Here is an 18,653-nt window from a genome sequence, read left to right on the forward strand (position 1 = left end):
ACCGAACCGCCCCCGCTGGAGCCCGACTTGTCCTCGCCGTCCGAGCTTCCCGACTCCCCCGCCGCGCCGCCCGCCCTCACCGAGGTCGAGGCGCACGGCGTCGAGCGCATCCCCGACGCGGACCGCACCGCGACACCGCTCGACCTGTTCCGGCTCGCCTTCGGCGGCGCCAACACCTTCTCCACCTGCGTCCTCGGCGCGTTCCCGATCCTCTTCGGCCTCTCCTTCTGGCAGGGCCTCGCGGCCACGCTGCTCGGGGTCGTGGCGGGTGCGCTGATCCTGTGCCCGATGGCGGTGTTCGGCCCCGTCAACGGCACCAACAACGCGGTCTCCTCCTCCGCGCACCTGGGCGTGCACGGCCGGGTGGTCGGCTCGTTCCTGTCGCTGCTGACCGCGATCGCGTTCTTCTCCATCTCCGTGTGGAGCTCCGGCGACGCCCTGGTCGGCGGCGCGCACCGGCTCTTCGGCCTGGAGCGCAGCACGCCGTCCTACGTCGTCGCGTACGCCCTGTTCGCCGTACTGGTCCTCGCGGTGTGCGTGTACGGCTTCCGGTTCATGCTGTTCGTCAACAAGGTCGCGGTGGCCTCGGCGACCGTGCTGTTCCTGCTCGGCGCGATCGCCTTCGCCGGCGACTTCGACCCCTCGTACGCGGGCGTCTTCACGGCCTCGGCGGACGCGGCGACGCAGTCCCTGTTCTGGCCGTCCTTCATCGGCGCCGCGCTCATCGTGCTGTCGAACCCGGTGTCGTTCGGGGCGTTCCTCGGCGACTGGTCGCGCTACATCCCGGCGAGCACCCCGCGCCGGCGGGTGGTCGGCGCGGCGTTCCTCTCCCAGATCGCGACACTGGTGCCGTTCGTCTTCGGCCTGGCGACGGCGAGCATCATCGCGGCGCAGGCCCCGAAGTACGTCGACCCGGCGGCCCCCGACTTCGTGGGCGGGCTGCTGGCCATCTCCCCGGCCTGGTACTTCCTGCCGGTGTGTCTGCTCGCCCTGATCGGCGGCATGTCGACGGGCACGACCGCGCTGTACGGCACCGGGCTGGACTTCTCCTCGGTCTTCCCCCGGCTCTCGCGCGTGCAGGCCACGGTGCTGGTCGGTGTGCTGTCGATCGCGTTCATCTTCGTCGGCCGGTTCGGCCTGGACCTCGTGCAGTCCATCTCGACCTTCGCCACGATGATCATCACCTGCACCACGCCGTGGATGGTCGTGATGATGCTGGGCTTCTTCACCCGGCGCGGCTGGTACGACCCCGACGCCCTCCAGGTCTTCAACCGCCGCCAGCGCGGCGGCCGTTACTGGTTCGCGCACGGCTGGAACTGGCGGGGCATGACCGCGTGGTGGGTCTCGGCGCTGCTCGGCGTGCTGTTCACGAACATCCCCGGCCAGTTCGTCGGCCCGCTCGGCGACCTGGCGGGCGGCGTCGACATCAGCCTGCCGCTGTCCCTGGTGGTGGCCGCGGTGCTCTACCTGACGCTGCTGCGGCTGTTCCCCGAACCGCGGGCGGCCTACGGGCCCCAGGGGGCGCGGCTGGCGCGCACCGTGGAGGTGCCGGTGCCGCCGATCACCGGGCCGGGGGCCGGCGCAGAGGCGATGTCGGACCCTTCCGCTACGTTGCGGGCATGACTGACTTCGTACTGGTGGCGGGTGCCTGGCTCGGCGCATGGGCGTGGGACGAGGTGGCGGCCGGACTGCGGGCCGCCGGGGACGAGGCCCATCCCCTGACACTGACCGGGCTCGCCGAGAAACAGGGGAGCGAGGCGGGACTGCAGACGCACGTCCAGGACGTCGTCGACGAGGTCGAGCGCCTCGGCCTCGCCGACGTGGTGCTGGTCGGGCACAGCTACGCGGGCGTCCCCGTCGGGCAGGCGGCGGAGCGGCTGGGCGACCGGCTGAGGCGGGTGGTGTACGTCGACGCGAACGTCCCCTCCGACGGTGCCTCGTTCCTGTCGGGCTGGCCGAGCGACCATGTGCGCCGGTCGATCGCCGAGCACGACGGGCTCTGGCCGACGCCCGGGGCCGAGGAGTTCGCCGGGCAGGGACTCACCGACGAGCAGATCGCGCGCATCGTCTCCGACGGCACACCGCACCCCGGTGCCTCGCTCACCGAACCGGCCCGGCTCACCCGCTCCCCCGCCGAACTGCCGACGACGTACGTCAAGTGCCTGCTGGACGGCCCCGAGCCGAGCGACGAGGTGGCCGCGCTCCTCAAGAGCGAGCCATGGCGGCGGGCCGACCTGGACACAGGCCACTGGCCGATGTTCTCGCAGCCGCGCGAACTGGCCCGCATCCTGCACGAATCGGCCGTCTGACCCCGCGTTTCCGCCCTGCCTACCCGCCGGTATGGTCGGCGTGCAGCGCGTTCTCAGCGACGAGAGGCGGGACCACCTCATGGCCAAGCACTGGGCGGACTTCCAGTACGAGATCTATCTCAACGGGATGACGGGCGCCGTGCCACGGCTGCCCACGGATCTGACCCGGCTGGAGGAGCTGACCGAGCAGCGTCTCGGTCCCGGGCCCGTCGGCTATGTCGCGGGCAGCGCGGGCGACGGCAGCACGGCACGCGCGAACCGGGCCGCGCTGGAGCGGCGCCGGATCGTGCCGCGGATGCTGCGGGACGTGCACGAGCGGGACCTGTCGGTGGAGGTGCTGGGCCGCACCCTGCCCGCCCCGCTGGCGCTGGCACCCGTCGGCGTGCTGTCGATCATGCACCCGGACGCCGAGCCGGCCGCCGCCCGGGCCGCCGCCGCGCAGGGCGTGCCGTACATCCTGTCCTCTGCGTCCAGCACACCGATGGAGCAGGTCGCGGAGGCCATGGGGGACGGCGAGCGCTGGTTCCAGCTGTACTGGCCCAAGGACGTCGAGGTGGCCCGCAGCTTCCTCGGCCGCGCGAAGGCGGCCGGGTTCACCGCGCTGGTCGTCACCCTCGACACACCGCTGCTGTCCTGGCGCCCCCGCGACCTCGACCAGGCCTATCTCCCCTTCCTGCACGGGGTGGGCACCGCCAACTACTTCTCCGACCCCGCCTTCCGGGCGGGCCTCGCCAAGCCCGTGCACGAGGACCCGAACGCGGCCGTGATGCACTTCGTCGGCATGTTCTCCGACCCCGGCAAGAGCTGGCCGGACCTGGCGTTCCTGCGGGAGAACTGGGACGGCCCGATCGTCCTGAAGGGCATCCTGCACCCGGACGACGCCCGGCTCGCCGCCGACGCCGGGATGGACGGCGTGGTCGTCTCCAACCACGGCGGCCGCCAGGTGGCCGGTTCCGTCGCGGCCGCGGACGCCCTGCCGCGGGTCGCCGAGGCGGCCGGCGACCGGCTCACCGTGCTCTTCGACAGCGGGATCCGCACCGGCGACGACGTCTTCAAGGCCCTCGCGCTCGGCGCACGGGCGGTGCTGCTCGGGCGGCCGTACGTGTACGGGCTCGGGCTCGACGGGCAGCCGGGCGTGGAGCACGTGATCCGCTGCCTGCTCGCCGAGCTGGACCTCACGCTCGCCCTGTCCGGACACGCCACCCCCGCCACGATCGGCCCCGCCGACCTCATCGAGGAATCCGCATGACCGACCCGCAGAACGTGCTCGCCGTCATCGCCCCGCACGTCGGCGGCCGCAGCGCCGGTGCCGGGCTCGCCACCCTCTTCCCCACCGAGGCGGACGTCACCGTCGTCGAGGCGGCCGACGAGGACCCGGCGGCCCTGCGCAGGGCGCACGTGATCATCACCGCGCTCGCCCCCGTGGGCGCCGAACACCTCGCCGCCGCACCGGACTTGGCACTCGTGCAGTGCGCGAGCCACGGCTTCGACTACGTCGACGTGGACGCCGCCCGTGCCCGCGGGGTGAAGGTGGCCAACATCGGCTCCAGCGGAGCCGAGTCGCAGAACGTGGCCGAGCAGACCTTCGCCCTGATGCTCGCGCTGGCCAAGCAGCTGATCCCGGCGCACACCGCGCTCGTCGAGGCCGACTGGGCGCTCCCCCGCCTCCAGCGCTCCCTGACCGAGCTGTGCGGCAAGACGCTCGGCATCGTCGGGCTCGGCAACATCGGGCAGGAAGTCGCCCGCCGCGCGGTCGCGTTCGACATGAACGTCGTCTACACCGGCCGCCGCAGGCTGCCCGAGGAGACGGAGGCCCGGCTGGGCGGGGCCCGTCACCTCCCGCTCGACGAACTGCTGCGCACGGCGGACTACGTCTCCCTGCACGCGCCGCTCACCGACGAGACCCGCAACCTGCTCGACGCCGGACGGCTCGCGCTGCTCAAGCCGACGGCGTTCGTCGTCAACACGGCCAGGGGCGCTCTCATCGACCAGGACGCCCTCGCGGACGCGCTGGAGAAGGGCGCCCTGGCCGGGGCGGGCATCGACGTCTTCGACCCCGAACCGCCCACCCCGGCCCTGCGTCTGCTCAGGGCGCCGAACGTGGTGCTCTCCCCGCACGTCGGCGGCGTGACCCGGGAGACGCTGATCCGGATCGCGCTGGCCGCCGTGCAGAACGTGACCGGCTACCTGGCGGGCGGGGAGCCGAAGGACGTCGTGAACTGACCGCGCCCACCGGCCTTCACCGGTCGGGCTCACCGTCGTGAACCGACCACGCCCACCGCGGTGGGCCCGCCCCGGTCACGAGCTCCGCTCCGGCAGTCCGGCGGGCCGTACCGCCGGAGTGCGGGTCCCGGTGATCGACAGCGAGCCCGGCCCGGCCGACGACGTGGGGTCCGCCAGCCAGCGCTGCGCCGGGGAGTGGTCGCGGACCTTGACGACGATGTCCGCGCCCGGTTGCGCGGCGGTGGAGGCGAGGGCGAGCTGCTCGTCCCAGCGGGGCAGCAACTCCCCCTGCACGGTGAGGTCGTAGCGCACGTCGTTGGCCCGTCCGCCCTTCTCCCCGGCGCACTTGCCGAGGACGACCACGCCCGCGTCCACGTGCGAGTCCAGGCACAGCGTGGCGTCCGCCGCGCTCTGCAGCAGTCCGTCGCTGTCGTACGACCACAGCTGGGTGGGGACGTTCGCGCACGTCGCCAGTTCGGCCGCGGCCCCCGCCCGCACCGTGCCCCTGATGTCGAGGCAGAGTCCGGCGCCGGCGTTGCGCAGCCTCGACTGCCCCGGAATCAACGGGAGTTGGGCCGTGCCGGGTGTCGACTGCGCGGTCACGCCGGGCGCGGAGCCGCCGCCGGCGCTGTTGGAGGCGGCCGGGTCGACGCCGTCGTCGGACGTGAACAGGCCGGTCATGAACACCGTCACGAGCAGCCCGGCGGAGGCGACGCCCACTCCGGTCAGCAGGGCCCGCGAGTTTCCCGGCAGCCCCGGAGGCCGGCGGACGGCGAGCGGGAGACGGGGCAGGACGCGCGAGCGCCCGCGGCCGTGGCGCGAGGTGCCGCGCGTGCGCGTCCCCTGCCCGGTGCGGCCGGGACGCGAGTCGAGATAGCGGCGGGCGCCCCAGCCGAGCACGGCCTCGGCGAGGAGCATCCCCAACCCGCCCTCGAAATGGCTCAGTTGTTCGGCGGCGAAACGGCAGTAGCGGCACTGCGTCAAGTGCTGCTGGACATCCGGCAGCAGGGCTCCACCGCGGCGAATGGGAACGTCGAGGAGGCGGTTGTAGAACCGGCAATCCTTGCTCGGCGCGAGTTCCCGGTGGGCCTGCACACAGCCTTCGCGGAATTTATCACGCGCCTGTTCGAGCGCTGCCGTCGCGGTCTCGGTGTCCAAACCGAGCAGGGCGGCCGGAACGGCAATCGACTCCGCCTCGACCTCGACGTGCCAGAGCAAACACCGGGAGAGTCCGGGAAGGCCGAGGAATGAACGCTCGGCCAGCTTGCGATTTTCGGGCGTCATGGACTTCGCCGACCGCATACCGCGGCCACCGGCGGGTTTCTGCAACTCCGGCAGAACACCGGATATTCGGTCCTCCGCGGACCACACCCGCACGGTCTCCCGGACCGCCACGAGCAGCCGGGGGCGCACGGCGAGCGCGGGTTCGCCCAGCGCCAGCCGGTCGAGGACCTGGTGGAAGGCCGCCGACGTCACCATGGAGGCGACCTCGGCCGAGGAGGCGAGGCAGATGGCCGCGTAGTCGCGGGCGGGCTGCCAGTGCCGCGCCATGAGCAGCGCGACGGTTTGGGCGACCTCGCCGTCGGGACGTCCCCTCAGCCGGGCGGCGAGGTTCTCGTCGGATTCCCCGGGAACCCCGCCGGGCGGCGGGTAAGGGGGGCGAGGTGGGTGGGGGGTGGGCACTGAGGGGATTCCTTCCCACGCGCAGGGGACACACAGGAGGGCGTGAATTCAGGTATGTCCATTCGACCCGGTTTCCGATAGGGCGATCGACACCCGGTCATTACACCCCCCGCACGGGTAGTTCACCCTGGCACAGGACGCTCATGACCAACAAGGCACTCGGGCAACATCCGCATCTTTGAAAGATAGTCAGATACCGCGGCAACTCACCCCGGCCCCATGAGCTTTCGTCATTCCATGCGCCCCGTGTGAATCAGGCGCACGCGCCGGAGCACTGCGCACGCTCCCGGCGTGCGCAACCCCGTAGTGGACTGTGTACCGGCCCTTCTCGGAGGCCCTGCGCAGGACGGCGGCTCTCCTGCGCACACACGGGCCGCCGGCCTTGTTCCTCCCGCCCTCGGCCGGCGGCCCCGGGGGGCGGCGGGTTGCACCGGCTCGGTCGGCGGCCCTCAGATCTGCCAGGAGCGCAGCCGGTCGGCGGCGCCGTAGACATCGGTCTTGGTGGACATCAGATCGCGTGCCAGGTCGACCAGGGCGCCGTAGGGCGGGTCGATGCCGACTCCGCTGACGAACATGTAGGCCACGGCGGTGGCGCAGGCGAAGCGGGCGTTGGCCGACGGCAGGGGTCGCAGCAGGGCGAGGGTGTGCAGCAGGGCGGCGGCGCGCCAGGCGGGGTCGGAGTCCACGCCGAGTCGCGGCGGGTCGACGCGGTGGCGGGCGACGGCGGCGACCAGGGCGGAGAAGTCGTTGACGGTCGGCTGGTCCGGCAGGACCTCTTCATGGCGCTGCAGCAGCCAGGGCACGTCGATATGGATGACGGGTGCCATCGGTCAGGCGACCCGCCCCTCGCCGGTGTGGGCCGGTTCGTCGTCCGGGAAGGCGGCCGCGAACTCGTCGGCGTGCGAGGCGAAGAAGCGGCGGAACGCCTCCGCGCCCTCCTGCAGGGCGCGGTGCCGGGCTATGTCCGCGGCGGCGGCCTCGCGTACGAGCGCTTTCATCGACGTACCGCGTTCCTTGGCGATCTGCCGCAGGTCCTCAAGTTCACGATCGCTGAACTCGACATTCAGGGCTGGCATGCCTTCACGGTACCGCCGAGGTACTTACTCGTAAATATCCGCTGGTCGAAGCCCTTTCGTCCGGTACCCGGCGGTGTCGGCGACGGCGGAGGACCATGTCCGATATCCGCCGGTTCCGGGCCGTGCGGCGCAGCAGACTGAAGCCATGACGGCAAACACGACGTACACCACGACCGACAGCCCGGTGGGCGAACTGCTGCTGGTGGGCGACGGGTCGGCACTGACCTCGCTCTCCCTGCCGGGACAGCGCACCGCCCCCGTCGTCCGCTCCGGATGGCGGCGCGACGACGAGGCGTTCGGCGAGGCGCGCCGGCAGCTCACCGCCTACTTCGAGGGCCGGCTCCCCCGCTTCACGCTGGACCTCGCGCCCGAGGGGACGCCGTTCCAGCAGCGGGTGTGGCGGGCGCTCGACGAGATCCCGTACGCCACCACGACGACCTACGGCGAACTGGCCGCGCGGCTGGACGTGCCGCGCGCCGAGATCCGGGCCGTGGGGGCCGCGATCGGCGCCAACCCGCTGCTGATCGTCCGCCCCTGCCACCGCGTGATCGGCGCCGACGGCTCGATGCGCGGATACGCGGGCGGCGTCGAGCGCAAGGTGCGGCTGCTGACGCACGAGGGCGCGCTGCAGCAGATGCTCGCGTGACCGGCCCCTCACGACGGAAGGAGACGGCATGACGCTCACTCCGGCCCAGGCACGCGAGCGTGCCGCGGACACCGACTGGGCGGCACTCGCCGCCGAGCTGGACGTGCACGGCAGCGCGCCGACGGGACCGCTGCTGACGCCCGCCGAGTGCCGTGACCTCGCCGCCCTGTACGAGAAGCCGGAGCTGTTCCGGACCACGGTCGACATGGCGCGGCACCGCTTCGGCTCCGGCGAGTACCGCTACTTCACCCACGACCTGCCCGCCGCGGTGTCCGCGCTGCGCGCCGCGCTCTACCCGCGCCTGCTGCCCGTCGCACGGGACTGGGCGGCCCGGCTCGGCCGCCCGGCACCCTGGCCGGACTCCCTGCAGGAGTGGCTGGAGGCATGCCATGCGGCCGGCCAGGACCGCTCGGCGCAGATCCTGCTGCGCTACGGCGAGGGCGACTGGAACGCCCTGCACCGCGACGTCTTCGGCGAGATGCTCTTCCCGCTCCAGGTGGTCGTCGGCCTCGACGAGTACGGCGGCGACTACACCGGCGGTGAGTTCCTGATGGTGGAGCAGCGGCCCCGGGCCCAGTCGCGGGGCACGGCGACCGCGCTGCGGCAGGGGCACGGACTGGTCTTCACCACCCGGGACCGGCCGGTGCGCACCCGGCGAGGCTGGTCGGCCGGAGCGATGCGGCACGGCGTGAGCACCGTCCGCTCCGGTCGCCGGCACTGCCTGGGCATCGTCTTCCACGACGCGTCCTAGCCCCGCCGGGCCCACGGGCCTATGCCTGCACCCACAGTCCCCTGCGCCGGTAACTCGACTGCCAGAAAAGGCGGTTGAGCACGCGGACGGGCGGCGGCAGGGCACCCAGGAAGGCGCTGCGGTCCGCCGCCGGGGCGCCGTCGACGATCCACGGCACGAACAGCGCGGCGCCGCGCAGGCCCTGCGTCTCGCGCATCCGGCCGGTGAAGCCGGCCCAGTCGGCGGGCGTCAGGGCGTCCTGCATCAACGGCAGGGCACTGTCCTCCTCGTGCTTGAGATGGTCGTCGAGAGTAGCCCCCAACGCCCTTACGAGATCGGGCAGTTCGGGCGCTCGGTCGGCCAGCGCGCTGTCGACCGCCGCGAGCAGCGGGTCGATGCGGGCGTGCTCGGCCTCCATCTCGTCGAGGACGGCGAGATCGCGGGGGCGTCCGGCAACGCGCTGCCGCAGCCGCGGCCACAGCTCACTGTCCTCGGCGGTGTGGTGGATGTGCAGCTGGTGCTTGAAGTTCTCCCAGCCGGCGCCGACCGCGGGTGTGGCCGCCCGCCCGTCGGCGACGGCGGACGCCAGCCGCTCCAGGTCGCGCCGGAACGCGTCGTGCGAGGCGTACATCGGCGTGAAGTCGATCGCCTTCTGCTTACTGTCGGTCATCGAATGACTTCTTCCCGTTCGGGTCCTTCACTCCCGTCCAGGAGGGCCGGGCACCGCACGACTGTGACGCGGGCGGGATGCGCTGAGACGTACGTCACATTCCGGCCGTGCGATGTCACAATCCGGCCCCTCTCCGGCCTCGGAGTAGTGAGCGCGTCACTGGGGAGGCCCACGTATGTCCGAGAGCTCTGTCGACGAGGCGACCGACGTCTTCATGGACCATCGCGAGCTGCTGTTCGGTCTCGTCTACAACATGCTGGGCAGCGTCGCCGACACCGAGGACGTGCTGCAGGAGACCTGGCTGTCGTGGACGGGCCGGGGTACGGCGGGTGTCGCCAACCCGCGCGCCTACCTGGTCCGCATCGCCGTCAACCACGCCCTGCAGCGCCGCACCTCGGTGGCCCGGCGGCGCGAGACCTATGTCGGTCCGTGGCTGCCCGAGCCGCTGGTCGCCGACGAGGCGGACGCCGGCGATCCGGCCGTACGCACCGAGTCGGTGTCCCTGGCGATGCTGGTGGTCCTGGAGTCGCTGACCCCCCTCGAACGCGCGGTGTTCGTGCTGAACGAGGTGTTCGGGTACGCCCACACCGAGATCGCGGACATCATCGACCGCTCCCCCGCGGCCGTACGGCAGCTCGCGCACCGTGCGCGCGACCATGTGCACGCCCGGCGGCCGCGCTACCGGGCGCATCCGCGGGTGCGGCGGGAGGCCACCGAGCGGTTCGTACGTGCCGCGCTGGGCGGCGACATCGCCGAGCTGATGGAGATCCTGGCGCCGGACGTCACGGTGTGGACGGACGGCGGCGGCGTCCGCAAGCCGGCCGGGCTGCGCCCGGTGCACGGCCGCGACAAGGCGGTCCGGCTGATCACGGGCTACTCCACCCGGGGCGGGGTCCGGCACCACGAACTCGACCTGCGCTACCGCCGCGTCAACGGCGACGACGCCGCCGTGCTGTTCGACGGCGAGTCCCCGTACGCCGTCATGGTCATGGACCTCACGCCCCAGGGCGACCAGGTCTGCGGGATCTACATCGTCACCAACCCCGACAAGCTCACGCATGTGCACAAGGAGGAGGCGTGACCGCCACCGAGACGCCCGGCAGGGGCGAGCGGGTCGCCGACTGGCTCGACGGCCGCCTCGGCATCCACTCGCTCGGCAGGAAGTACCTGCGCAAGGTCTTCCCCGACCACTGGTCGTTCCTGCTGGGCGAGATATGCCTCTACAGCTTCGTGGTGCTGATCCTCACCGGCGTGTACCTCACGCTGTTCTTCCACCCGTCGATGAACGAGGTGACGTACCACGGCAGTTACGTCCCGCTCAACGGCGTGCGGATGTCCGAGGCGTACGCCTCCACGCTCGACATCAGCTTCGACGTGCGCGGCGGGCTGCTGGTGCGGCAGCTGCACCACTGGGCGGCGCTGGTCTTCGTCGCCGCGATGGTCACGCACATGATGCGGCACTTCTTCACCGGCTCGTTCCGCAAGCCCCGTGAGGTCAACTGGCTGTTCGGCTGGACGCTGCTGCTCCTGGGCCTGTTCGAGGGCCTGTTCGGCTACTCGCTCCCCGACGACCTGCTGTCGGGGACGGGCCTGCGCTTCGTCAACGGCGCCCTGCTGTCGGTGCCGATCGTGGGGACGTACCTGTCGATGTTCCTGTTCGGCGGGGAGTTCCCCGGCCACGACATCGTGGCCCGCTTCTACTCGCTGCACATCCTGCTGATCCCGGGCATCATGGCGGCCCTCGTCGTCACGCACGTCCTGCTGGTCGTCTACCACAAGCACACGCAGTTCGCGGGCCCGGGACGGACCCGACGCAACGTGATCGGCGCCCCGTTCTACCCCGTGTACCTGGCGAAGGCCGGCGGCTTCTTCTTCCTGGTCTTCGGCACCCTCTCGATCGTCGCCGCGGTGGCGTCGATCAACCCGGTCTGGGTCTACGGCCCCTTCCGCCCCGACCAGGTCTCCACCGGAGCGCAGCCCGACTGGTACCTGGGCTTCGCGGAGGGGCTGGTGCGCGTGATGCCGGGGTGGGAGGTCACCCTGTGGGGCCACACCCTGGTGCTCGGCGTGCTGATCCCCGTCGTGGTCTTCCCGCTGCTCCTGGTCTTCATCGGCGTCTACCCGTTCCTGGAGGCCCGGTTGACCCGCGACCGGCGCGAACACCACCTCCTGGACCGCCCGCGCAACCGGCCGGTCCGCACCGCGATCGGCGCGTCCTGGATCAGCCTCTACCTGATCCTGCTGGCGGGCGGCGGCAACGACGTCGTGGCGACCCGGCTGCACCTGTCGATCAACACGGTCACCTGGCTGGTCCGTGTCGCGGTGTTCGCCGTGCCGGTGCTCGTCTTCGTCGCCACCCACCGGATCTGCCTGGGTCTCCAGCTCCGCGACCGGGAGCTGGTGCTGCACGGCCGGGAGACCGGCGTGATCAAGCGGCTGCCGCACGGGGAGTACGTCGAGGTGCACCAGCCGCTCGACCAGGCCGAGTTGCACACCCTGACCGCGCACCTGCGGGAGCAGGGTGAACTCGTGGAGCGTGAGCCTCAGTCCTGATCCGCCACGAAGGACGCCATCCGGGCCAGGGCCGCGTTCCAGTTGATCGCGGTCTCGTTGGTCGACCAGGACTGGATGTCGTCGATGTAGCAGAACTGGCCGACGCAGCCCTGGAGTTTGCTCTGTGCGTGGGGGTCCTGGATGGAGGAGTTCGGCCCGCCCGCGAGGGTTCCGTGCGGCGGGTTGGGGAGGTTCGGGTCGAGCTCGTGGGCGTACCAACGGCTGTGCTCGTTGTGCGAGTTGACCTCGCCGTAGCCGGTGACGTACGAGATGTTGAGCGCGTTGCGGCCGAGGATGTAGTCCATGCTCTGGACCGCGCCGTCACGGTACTTGGCCGAGCCGGTGAGGTCGTACGCCGTCGCGAGGACGACCGCGTTGTTGAGGACCTGGTGGCTGGAGCCCCAGTCGTAGACGTTGTTCGCGGGGGCGTAGGGCATGCCGTAGGGCTGCGACCTCAGCGCCGCCAGGTAGTGGTCCGCGCCCTCGACCACCGACCGGCGCACCTTGTCCCGACCGGACAGCCTGCTCGGCACGGTCGCGAGGTCCAGGCGCCCGGCGGCCGCCGTCCGGCCCCAGTCGAAGCCGAGCGGTCCGAAGATGTCGGCGGTGTTCACGGGCGAGGCGGTCACGTAGTCCGCGAACTGCTTCTCCCCCGTGGTGAGATACAGCTCGGCGGCGGCCCAGTAGAACTCGTCGGTCGCGTTGGTGTCGTCGTAGGTTCCGCCTCCGGTGCCGTCGCCGGCGGAGGCGTACATCGCAGGATGCGCGAGCGCCGCCGACCATGCCTTGCGGGCGGCGGTCAGGGCCCTGGCCGCGAAGGCGCGGTCGTAGGGCCGGTAGAGGCGGGCCGCCTGGGCGGCCGTCGCCGCGAGGTTGAGGGTCGCCTGGGTGGACGGCGGGTGCAGTTCGCGCTTCTGCGGGTCCTCGCTCGGCAGCAGGGGCAGACCGGTCCATTGCTCGTCGTGGATCTTGTGGTGGGCCATGCCGGCCAGCGGCTGCCCGTCCGGCACCTGCATCTTGAGCAGGAACTCCAGCTCCCAGCGGGCCTCGTCGAGGATGTCGGGCACCTTGTTGCCGCTCTCCGGAAGGGCGAGCGTGCCGTCCCGCAGCTTGTCCGACTCGCCCGTGCGGGCCAGCCGTTCGCGCTCGTAGGTGCTCAGCAGCTCCCAGGTGGCGATGCCGCCGTTGACGACGTACTTGCCGTGGTCACCCGCGTCGTACCAGCCGCCGGTGACGTCCAGCCTGTAGTCGCAGACGCCGGGCTGGCAGGGGACGTTCGAGTCGCCCTGGTTCGGCGCGACGTCGACGTGGCCGGCAGCCCGGCCGTAGCCCGGCCGCAGGTCGTCCCGGATCGCGATGCCGCTGCGCTGCGTGTAGTAGTACTTCACCGAGTCGAGCCGCAGTTGCTCGTAGGCGCTCGTGCCGATGTCGAACGGCCTGCTCGTCTCGCCGTCGGCGACCAGCGTGAAGCCCTTGCCCGCCTTGCGGTAGGCGCCGAAGTCGATCGAGTGGACGTTCTGCCCGGAGGACACGTCGACTCCGCGCGGCACGGTCCAGCCGTGCGCGACCGTCGTGCCGCCGGCGTTCTTCAGCTGCCAGGGCAGCTTCGCGGTGGCGTCGGTCACCAGCGTGGCGTTCTTCGGCCCCGAGGGCAGGTAGGCGACCTGGTTGACGCGCACGCGCGGCCCGGTGTCCGGCGTGTACACCTCGGGCGGCACGCCGCCGAGCAGCGACACGTCGTCCAGGCACATCCGCCAGCCGTCCGCGCTGCCGCCGGCCTGGAGGGCGACCTGGCCCTGGGTGGTGTCGACGGGCGAGGTGAAGGTGTACGAGTAGGTGTCGCCGGAGACGCTGAGCTGCGGACTCACCTCGAAGTAGGTGTCGTACGGCGCCACTTGGAGCCCTACGACCGCCCGCGCCACATGGCCCCCGGGCGAGCCGGACGCCTTGAAGCTGAACCGGTACGACTCCCCCTTCACCAGGGTGACGTCGTTCTGGCCGACGGCGGCGTCCCAGCGGTTGGCGGTGCCGCCCGGGACGTCCGCGCAGAGCTGTCCGTCGGAGAGCGCCGCTGTGATGTTGGCGGTCGTCCACCAGGGGGCGGTGGTCGTGTCGAAGGTGCCGTTCTTCAGCTGCTCGACCTCGTCCGCCGCGGCCGGAGCGGCCGGCAGCGCGGTGAGTGCCGCGCCCAGCAGGGCGACGATGGTCAGCAGCGTGGTTCTGCGTCGTTTCACGTCTGGGCTCCTCGGGCGGAGGGACGGGTGACGCTCGCCGTGTGCGGTGGGAGCGCTCCCAGATGCGGACGCAGCACATGTTTGTTGGCGCCATGACACCCGTCAACGGTCCGGACGGGACTGGTTTCCCGTCCGGACCGCCGGGGCTGGTCAGCCGCCCGGCGCCGCCAGCTTGGTGATGCGCACCGCCCCGGCGACCTCGCCCGGGTGGGCGCTGGTCAGCGTGAGACGGAGCCGGGAGCCGCGGACCGCGTCGAAGGTGACGACCGTCGGCGCGTCCGAGGCGGTGGCCCGGTCGACGGCCGCTCCGGTCACGGGCACGTACCGCCGGCCGTCCCACACGGCCGCCTCGACGGACGCGGGCAGGCTGTGCGTCGCGTCCACGGTGAAGGAGACCTCCACCCGGTCGAAGCCGCGGGCCCGTCCGTAGTCCACCGAGACCCAGTCCTTCGCGCGGGCGCCGTTGAACGCGGGGAGCAGGGCCGTCGCCGACTTGGCGAAGGCGTTCGACCACCCGGTGGCCGCGTCGCCGTCGAGCATCGCCGCGGGCAGCGTGTCCGGGCGACCGGAGTAACTGGCGTCCGCGAACGGGTAGTTCGGGGCGGCCGGGTGGTCCGGCCGGAACACGGCCGCCGGGGTGGTCGCGGCCGAGCGCGCCTGTGTGGTGCGTACCGACACGGTGCCGGTCCGCAGCCCGTCGGCCCGGGCGCTCACCTTCAGGCTGCCGGCCTTCGCGCCGGAGCGCACGATCGCGAGCGCCTTGCCGTGGAAGGCGGTGCGGGTGCTCGACTGGTAGCGCTCGGCGCTCTCCTCCCGGCCGTTGTCGAGGCCGGCGAGCGAGCCGCCCTTCACGTCGAACGTGATCAGGTGCTCGGCGTCGGGCACCACCACGCCGTGGGCGTCGACCACGTCCGCGGTCACGAAGACCAGCGAACGCCCGTCCGCGGCAAGGGAGTCGCGGTCGGCCGTGAGCCGTACGGCATGCGGCTCGCCCGCCGTGCGCAGCACGTCCGTGGCGACCGCCTTGCCGCCCCGCCGGGCCACCGCCTTCAGCTCGCCCGGCTCGAACGGCACCTTCCAGATCAGGTGGAGCTTGCCCGCGCTGCCGTTCGGGCTGGTGTAACTGCCCGGGTAGGGGCCGGTGGTGAAGGTCTTGTCGTCGCCGGTCGCCTCCGTGGTCTCCAGGTACGTACGGCCGTCCGTGGTCCTCTTCGTGTCGAAGGTGCGCGTCCCGAGGGACTTCCCGTTGAGGAACAGCTCGACGGTGTCGACGTTGGAGTACGCCCACACCTCGACCGTGTCGCCCGCCTCGTGGTTCCAGCTCATCGGCAGCAGATGGACCATGGGCTCGCCGACCCACTGGCTGCGGAACAGGTGGTACATGTCCTTGGGGAAGCCGGCGGTGTCGACAGCGCCGAAGAAGGACGCCTTCACCGGGAAGACGTTGTACGGCGTCGGCTCGCCGATGTAGTCGATGCCCGACCACAGGAACTGGCCCGCGAACCACTTCCGGTCCCGGTCCTTCTTGTGCCCGTACTCCCCGCTCATGGTCCAGGAGGCGAGGTTGTTGTCGAACGAGGACGTCGCGCGCCCGCCCGGGGTGTAGTTCTCCCCGGTGTTGAGGTGCTCGGGCTCCTGGTACGTCGAGCGCGTGGAGGTCTCCGAGGAGGACTCGGACTCGAAGAGGAACAGGTGCGGGTAGGCCGCGTGCAGCGCGTCCACGGACTTGGCGGTGTTGTAGTTCAGGCCGAGTCCGTCGAGCTTGGCGAGCATGAGGTCGGCCGCGGAGCCCTTGGCGGGCACCGAGCGGTACTTGTCCGAGCCGATGACCAGCGGCCGGGTGGCGTCGGCGGCCCTGATCGCGCCGATGATCCGGTCGGCCATCGCCAGGCCCGCGGTGGAGGTGGAGTCGGGGATCTCGTTGCCGATGGACCACAGCACCACGGCGGGCGAGTTGCGGGCCGCGCGCACCATCTCGGTGGCGTCCTTCTCGCACCACTCGTCGAAGAAGCGGCCGTAGTCGTACTTCGTCTTGCCGGTCCGCCAGCAGTCGAACGCCTCCACCATCATCACGATGCCCAGCTCCTCGCAGACCTGGATCATCTGCGGGGAGGGCGGGTTGTGCGAGGTGCGGAAGGCGTTGACGCCCATCGACTTCATGATCGTCATCTGCCGGCGCACGGCGTCGAGACTGATCGCCGCGCCGAGCGCGCCCTGGTCGTGGTGCAGGTCGACGCCCTTGATCTTGCTGTGGGCGCCGTTGAGCTCGAAGCCCTCGTCGGGGTCGAAGCGGTAGGTGCGGATGCCGAAGGTGGTGCGGTAGGTGTCGACGCTCTTGCCGCCGACGCGCAGTTCGGTCTCCAGGGTGTAGCGGTGCGGTGCGGCGAAGTCCCACAACCGGGGCCTGGTGACGGTGAGTTCGTGGGTCTCGGCCGCCGTGTCCGTGACATCGGCCGTGCTCGCCGTACGCGCCACCGTCCGTCCGTCGGGGTCCTTGACCGTCGAGCGGATCTCGACCTGGCGCGCGGCGCCGGACTCGTTGACGACCGAGGTCCGCACGTGGACGACGGCCCGGTCCTCGCTGACGTCCGGCGTCGTGACGTACGTGCCCCAGCGTTCCACGTGCACCGGTTCGGTGACGACGAGGCGGGCCTCGCGGTAGATGCCGCTGCCCGAGTACCAGCGGCTGCTGGGCAGTTGGTTCTGCACCTTGACCGCGATGACGTTCTCGGTGCGGCCGTCGGTGTGCAGCAGGTCGGTGACGTCGAAGGCGAATCCGGTGTAGCCGTAGGGGTGCCGGCCGGCCTCGGTGCCGTTGCAGTAGACGTAGGAGTCCATGTAGACGCCGTCGAACTCCACCGAGATGCGCCGGCCCGCGAAGGACGGCGGCAGGGTGAAGGCGAGGCGGTACCAGCCGAGGCCGCCGGGCAGGAAGCCGGTGCCGCTGGTCGTGCCGTGCTCGGTGGTGGGTGTCTGCTCGATGCTCCAGTCGTGGGGCACCGCGACCTCGCGCCACGCCGAGTCGTCGTAGCCCGGGTCGGCGGCCTGGGCGTAGGCACCGGTGGGGTCGGTGATTCCGTCGGAATTGACCAGCGCGAAGCGCCAGCCGTCGCGCAGGGCGACGGTGCGGCGTCCGGATCCACCCGCCACGGCCTCGGCGGCCTGCGCCACCGGACTGCCGGCCAGTGCTCCCGCCGCCGGTGCGGCGGCGGAGGCGATCAGGACCGATCTTCGCGTCACTGTCATGGAACTCCCCCCTCATCAGGGCCCAGAAGTACTCACAATTGATCGGGAACAAACAGATTCTTTCGCCACGTAACTTGCGGCCGTCAAGGGTTCGGCGCGGTACTCCTGCCCCGTGGGCCACAACGTCCCGGTATGCGCTTTCTATCGGCCGCCCCCGCGGACCCGGGGTTGCCGTCCCGTGAACCCGCCGACGGACTAGGCTGGAACTCAAGTGACGCGCCTGTTCACTGTGAGTGTGCGCAATGGAGTGGCGACGATGAGTCCGGTCAACCCCTTCGACTTCGACGAAACCGCGACGGCACGCGCGGTCGTCGACGCGGAGGGCACGCTCGTCGGGTGGAGCGCCGGCGCGGAGCGTCTGCTGGGCTGGACGGCGGCCGACGCCGTGGGCCGGCCCGCCGCCGAGTTCCTGGTCGGCGAGGCCACAGGCCCCGTCTTCGACCCCGACGGCTCCCGCTGGCACGGCCTCGTCACGCTGCGCCACCGGGACGGCGGCTCCGTCCCCGTCTGGCTGCTGGCCCACCGCACCGAACCCGACGGCGGCGGCCCGGCCGAGTGGCTGGTGGTCAGCCCCCTGGAGGGCGATCGGCGGCGCATGGCCGACGACCCGCTGGAGCAGGCGGGGCTGCTCCAGTCCCCCTGCGCCGTCGCGATCTGCGACGACCGGCTGCGCCTGCGCCGGATCAACGACGTCATGGCCGAGGTGCTGGGGCTGCCGGAGGAACATGTACGGGGGCTGCGGCTGCCCGAGGTGAGCGGCCGGCCGCAGGGCACCGACATCGAGCGCCATCTGCGCCGCGTCCTGACCACCGGGCAGGGCCACGACGTGCAGACGTACGTGCCCATCGGCCTCGACGGCCGGCCGAACGTCTGGCTGGCCCGGATGTCCCCGATCACCGACACGGCCGGGAGGATCCGCGGTGTGTGCGTGGCCGCCCACGACTTCTCCGAGCAGTACCAGGCCCGCGAGCGGCTCCAGCTGGTCAACGAGGCGAGCGTCCGCATCGGCACCACCCTCGACGTCACCCGGACCGCCGAGGAGCTGGCGGAGGTCTGCGTGCCCGCCCTCGCCGACTTCGTCAGCGTCGACCTGCTGGACCCGCAGGACCCCGGCGGCGAGCCGTACGCCGGACCGCCCACCGACCCGGTCGTCCTGCGCCGCACCGCGCATCTGTCCGTCAACCCCGGCACACCGGAGGCCGTGGTCGAGATCGGGCACGTGGACCGCTACCCGACTCCCTCCCCGCAGGCCGATCCGCTGCTGGCGGGGCACTCCATCGTGG

Annotated in this window: 15 protein-coding genes; 9 read left to right on the plus strand and 6 right to left on the minus strand. The window is 71.6% G+C overall.

The features are described from left to right. Positions 1-27 precede the first annotated feature (27 nt). From ACFU97_RS38000 to ACFU97_RS38015, 4 genes are all read left to right on the plus strand, one after another. Complete coding sequence (locus ACFU97_RS38000) at positions 28-1,623, plus strand: purine-cytosine permease family protein (protein ID WP_384265642.1); 1,596 nt, start codon at positions 28-30, stop codon at positions 1,621-1,623. Next, positions 1,620-2,309 (plus strand): alpha/beta fold hydrolase, encoded by a 690-nt coding sequence (locus ACFU97_RS38005; RefSeq protein ID WP_384265644.1) that lies wholly within the window; start codon positions 1,620-1,622, stop codon positions 2,307-2,309. The genes ACFU97_RS38000 and ACFU97_RS38005 overlap by 4 nt, the downstream gene beginning before the upstream one ends. A gap of 79 nt (positions 2,310-2,388) precedes the next feature. Continuing rightward, positions 2,389-3,558: a lactate 2-monooxygenase gene (locus ACFU97_RS38010; protein WP_384265647.1), complete on the plus strand. Its 1,170-nt coding sequence runs from the start codon at positions 2,389-2,391 to the stop codon at positions 3,556-3,558. Beyond that, complete coding sequence (locus tag ACFU97_RS38015; protein WP_384265649.1) at positions 3,555-4,532, plus strand: 2-hydroxyacid dehydrogenase; 978 nt, start codon at positions 3,555-3,557, stop codon at positions 4,530-4,532. Before ACFU97_RS38010 ends, ACFU97_RS38015 begins: the two co-directional genes overlap by 4 nt. Positions 4,533-4,607: 75 nt before the next feature. On the opposite strand, the gene ACFU97_RS38020 is transcribed toward ACFU97_RS38015, so the two are convergent. From ACFU97_RS38020 to ACFU97_RS38030, 3 genes are all read right to left on the minus strand, one after another. Then, entirely contained in the window at positions 4,608-6,215 is a 1,608-nt protein-coding gene (locus ACFU97_RS38020) for an RICIN domain-containing protein (RefSeq protein WP_384265651.1), read from the minus strand. 449 nt (positions 6,216-6,664) lie between these two features. Next, on the minus strand, positions 6,665-7,042 hold the full coding sequence (locus ACFU97_RS38025; RefSeq protein WP_384265653.1) for a toxin Doc: 378 nt from the start codon (positions 7,040-7,042) through the stop codon (positions 6,665-6,667). Between the two features lie 3 nt (positions 7,043-7,045). Then, positions 7,046-7,291 (minus strand): hypothetical protein, encoded by a 246-nt coding sequence (locus ACFU97_RS38030; protein ID WP_275771916.1) that lies wholly within the window; start codon positions 7,289-7,291, stop codon positions 7,046-7,048. 145 nt (positions 7,292-7,436) lie between these two features. On the opposite strand from ACFU97_RS38030, the gene ACFU97_RS38035 reads away from it, so the two are divergent. Both ACFU97_RS38035 and ACFU97_RS38040 read left to right on the plus strand, forming a co-directional pair. After that, on the plus strand, positions 7,437-7,937 hold the full coding sequence (locus ACFU97_RS38035; RefSeq protein ID WP_384265656.1) for a methylated-DNA--[protein]-cysteine S-methyltransferase: 501 nt from the start codon (positions 7,437-7,439) through the stop codon (positions 7,935-7,937). A gap of 28 nt (positions 7,938-7,965) precedes the next feature. Then, positions 7,966-8,688: a 2OG-Fe(II) oxygenase gene (locus tag ACFU97_RS38040; RefSeq protein WP_384265659.1), complete on the plus strand. Its 723-nt coding sequence runs from the start codon at positions 7,966-7,968 to the stop codon at positions 8,686-8,688. Between the two features lie 19 nt (positions 8,689-8,707). Here the strand turns inward: ACFU97_RS38040 and ACFU97_RS38045 are convergent, their stop codons facing one another. Continuing rightward, complete coding sequence (locus tag ACFU97_RS38045) at positions 8,708-9,337, minus strand: hemerythrin domain-containing protein (protein ID WP_384265661.1); 630 nt, start codon at positions 9,335-9,337, stop codon at positions 8,708-8,710. 175 nt (positions 9,338-9,512) lie between these two features. Here ACFU97_RS38045 and sigJ point away from each other — a divergent pair, with 175 nt between their 5' ends. Together sigJ and ACFU97_RS38055 are read left to right on the plus strand one after the other, a co-directional pair. After that, positions 9,513-10,418, plus strand: coding sequence for an RNA polymerase sigma factor SigJ (sigJ, locus tag ACFU97_RS38050; protein WP_384265663.1), 906 nt, complete (start codon positions 9,513-9,515; stop codon positions 10,416-10,418). Then, a complete protein-coding gene (locus ACFU97_RS38055) occupies positions 10,415-11,890 on the plus strand; it encodes a cytochrome bc complex cytochrome b subunit (protein WP_384265666.1) in 1,476 nt (491 codons plus the stop codon). Before sigJ ends, ACFU97_RS38055 begins: the two co-directional genes overlap by 4 nt. Here ACFU97_RS38055 and ACFU97_RS38060 read toward each other — a convergent pair. Beyond that, positions 11,881-14,124 carry a glycoside hydrolase family 9 protein gene (locus ACFU97_RS38060; RefSeq protein ID WP_384265668.1) on the minus strand — a complete coding sequence of 748 codons (2,244 nt, stop codon included), beginning with the start codon at positions 14,122-14,124 and terminating at the stop codon, positions 11,881-11,883. The two genes, ACFU97_RS38055 and ACFU97_RS38060, sit on opposite strands and share 10 nt — an antisense overlap. A gap of 150 nt (positions 14,125-14,274) precedes the next feature. Beyond that, positions 14,275-17,370: a glycoside hydrolase family 2 TIM barrel-domain containing protein gene (locus ACFU97_RS38065; protein WP_384265671.1), complete on the minus strand. Its 3,096-nt coding sequence runs from the start codon at positions 17,368-17,370 to the stop codon at positions 14,275-14,277. A 256-nt stretch (positions 17,371-17,626) separates the two neighbouring features. On the opposite strand from ACFU97_RS38065, the gene ACFU97_RS38070 reads away from it, so the two are divergent. Then, the coding region (locus tag ACFU97_RS38070) for a PAS domain-containing protein (RefSeq protein ID WP_384265673.1) at positions 17,627-18,653 on the plus strand (1,027 nt) is incomplete at its 3' end.

This window comes from Streptomyces sp. NPDC057616 (assembly GCF_042800575.1).
Classification (GTDB): Bacteria; Actinomycetota; Actinomycetes; order Streptomycetales; family Streptomycetaceae; genus Streptomyces.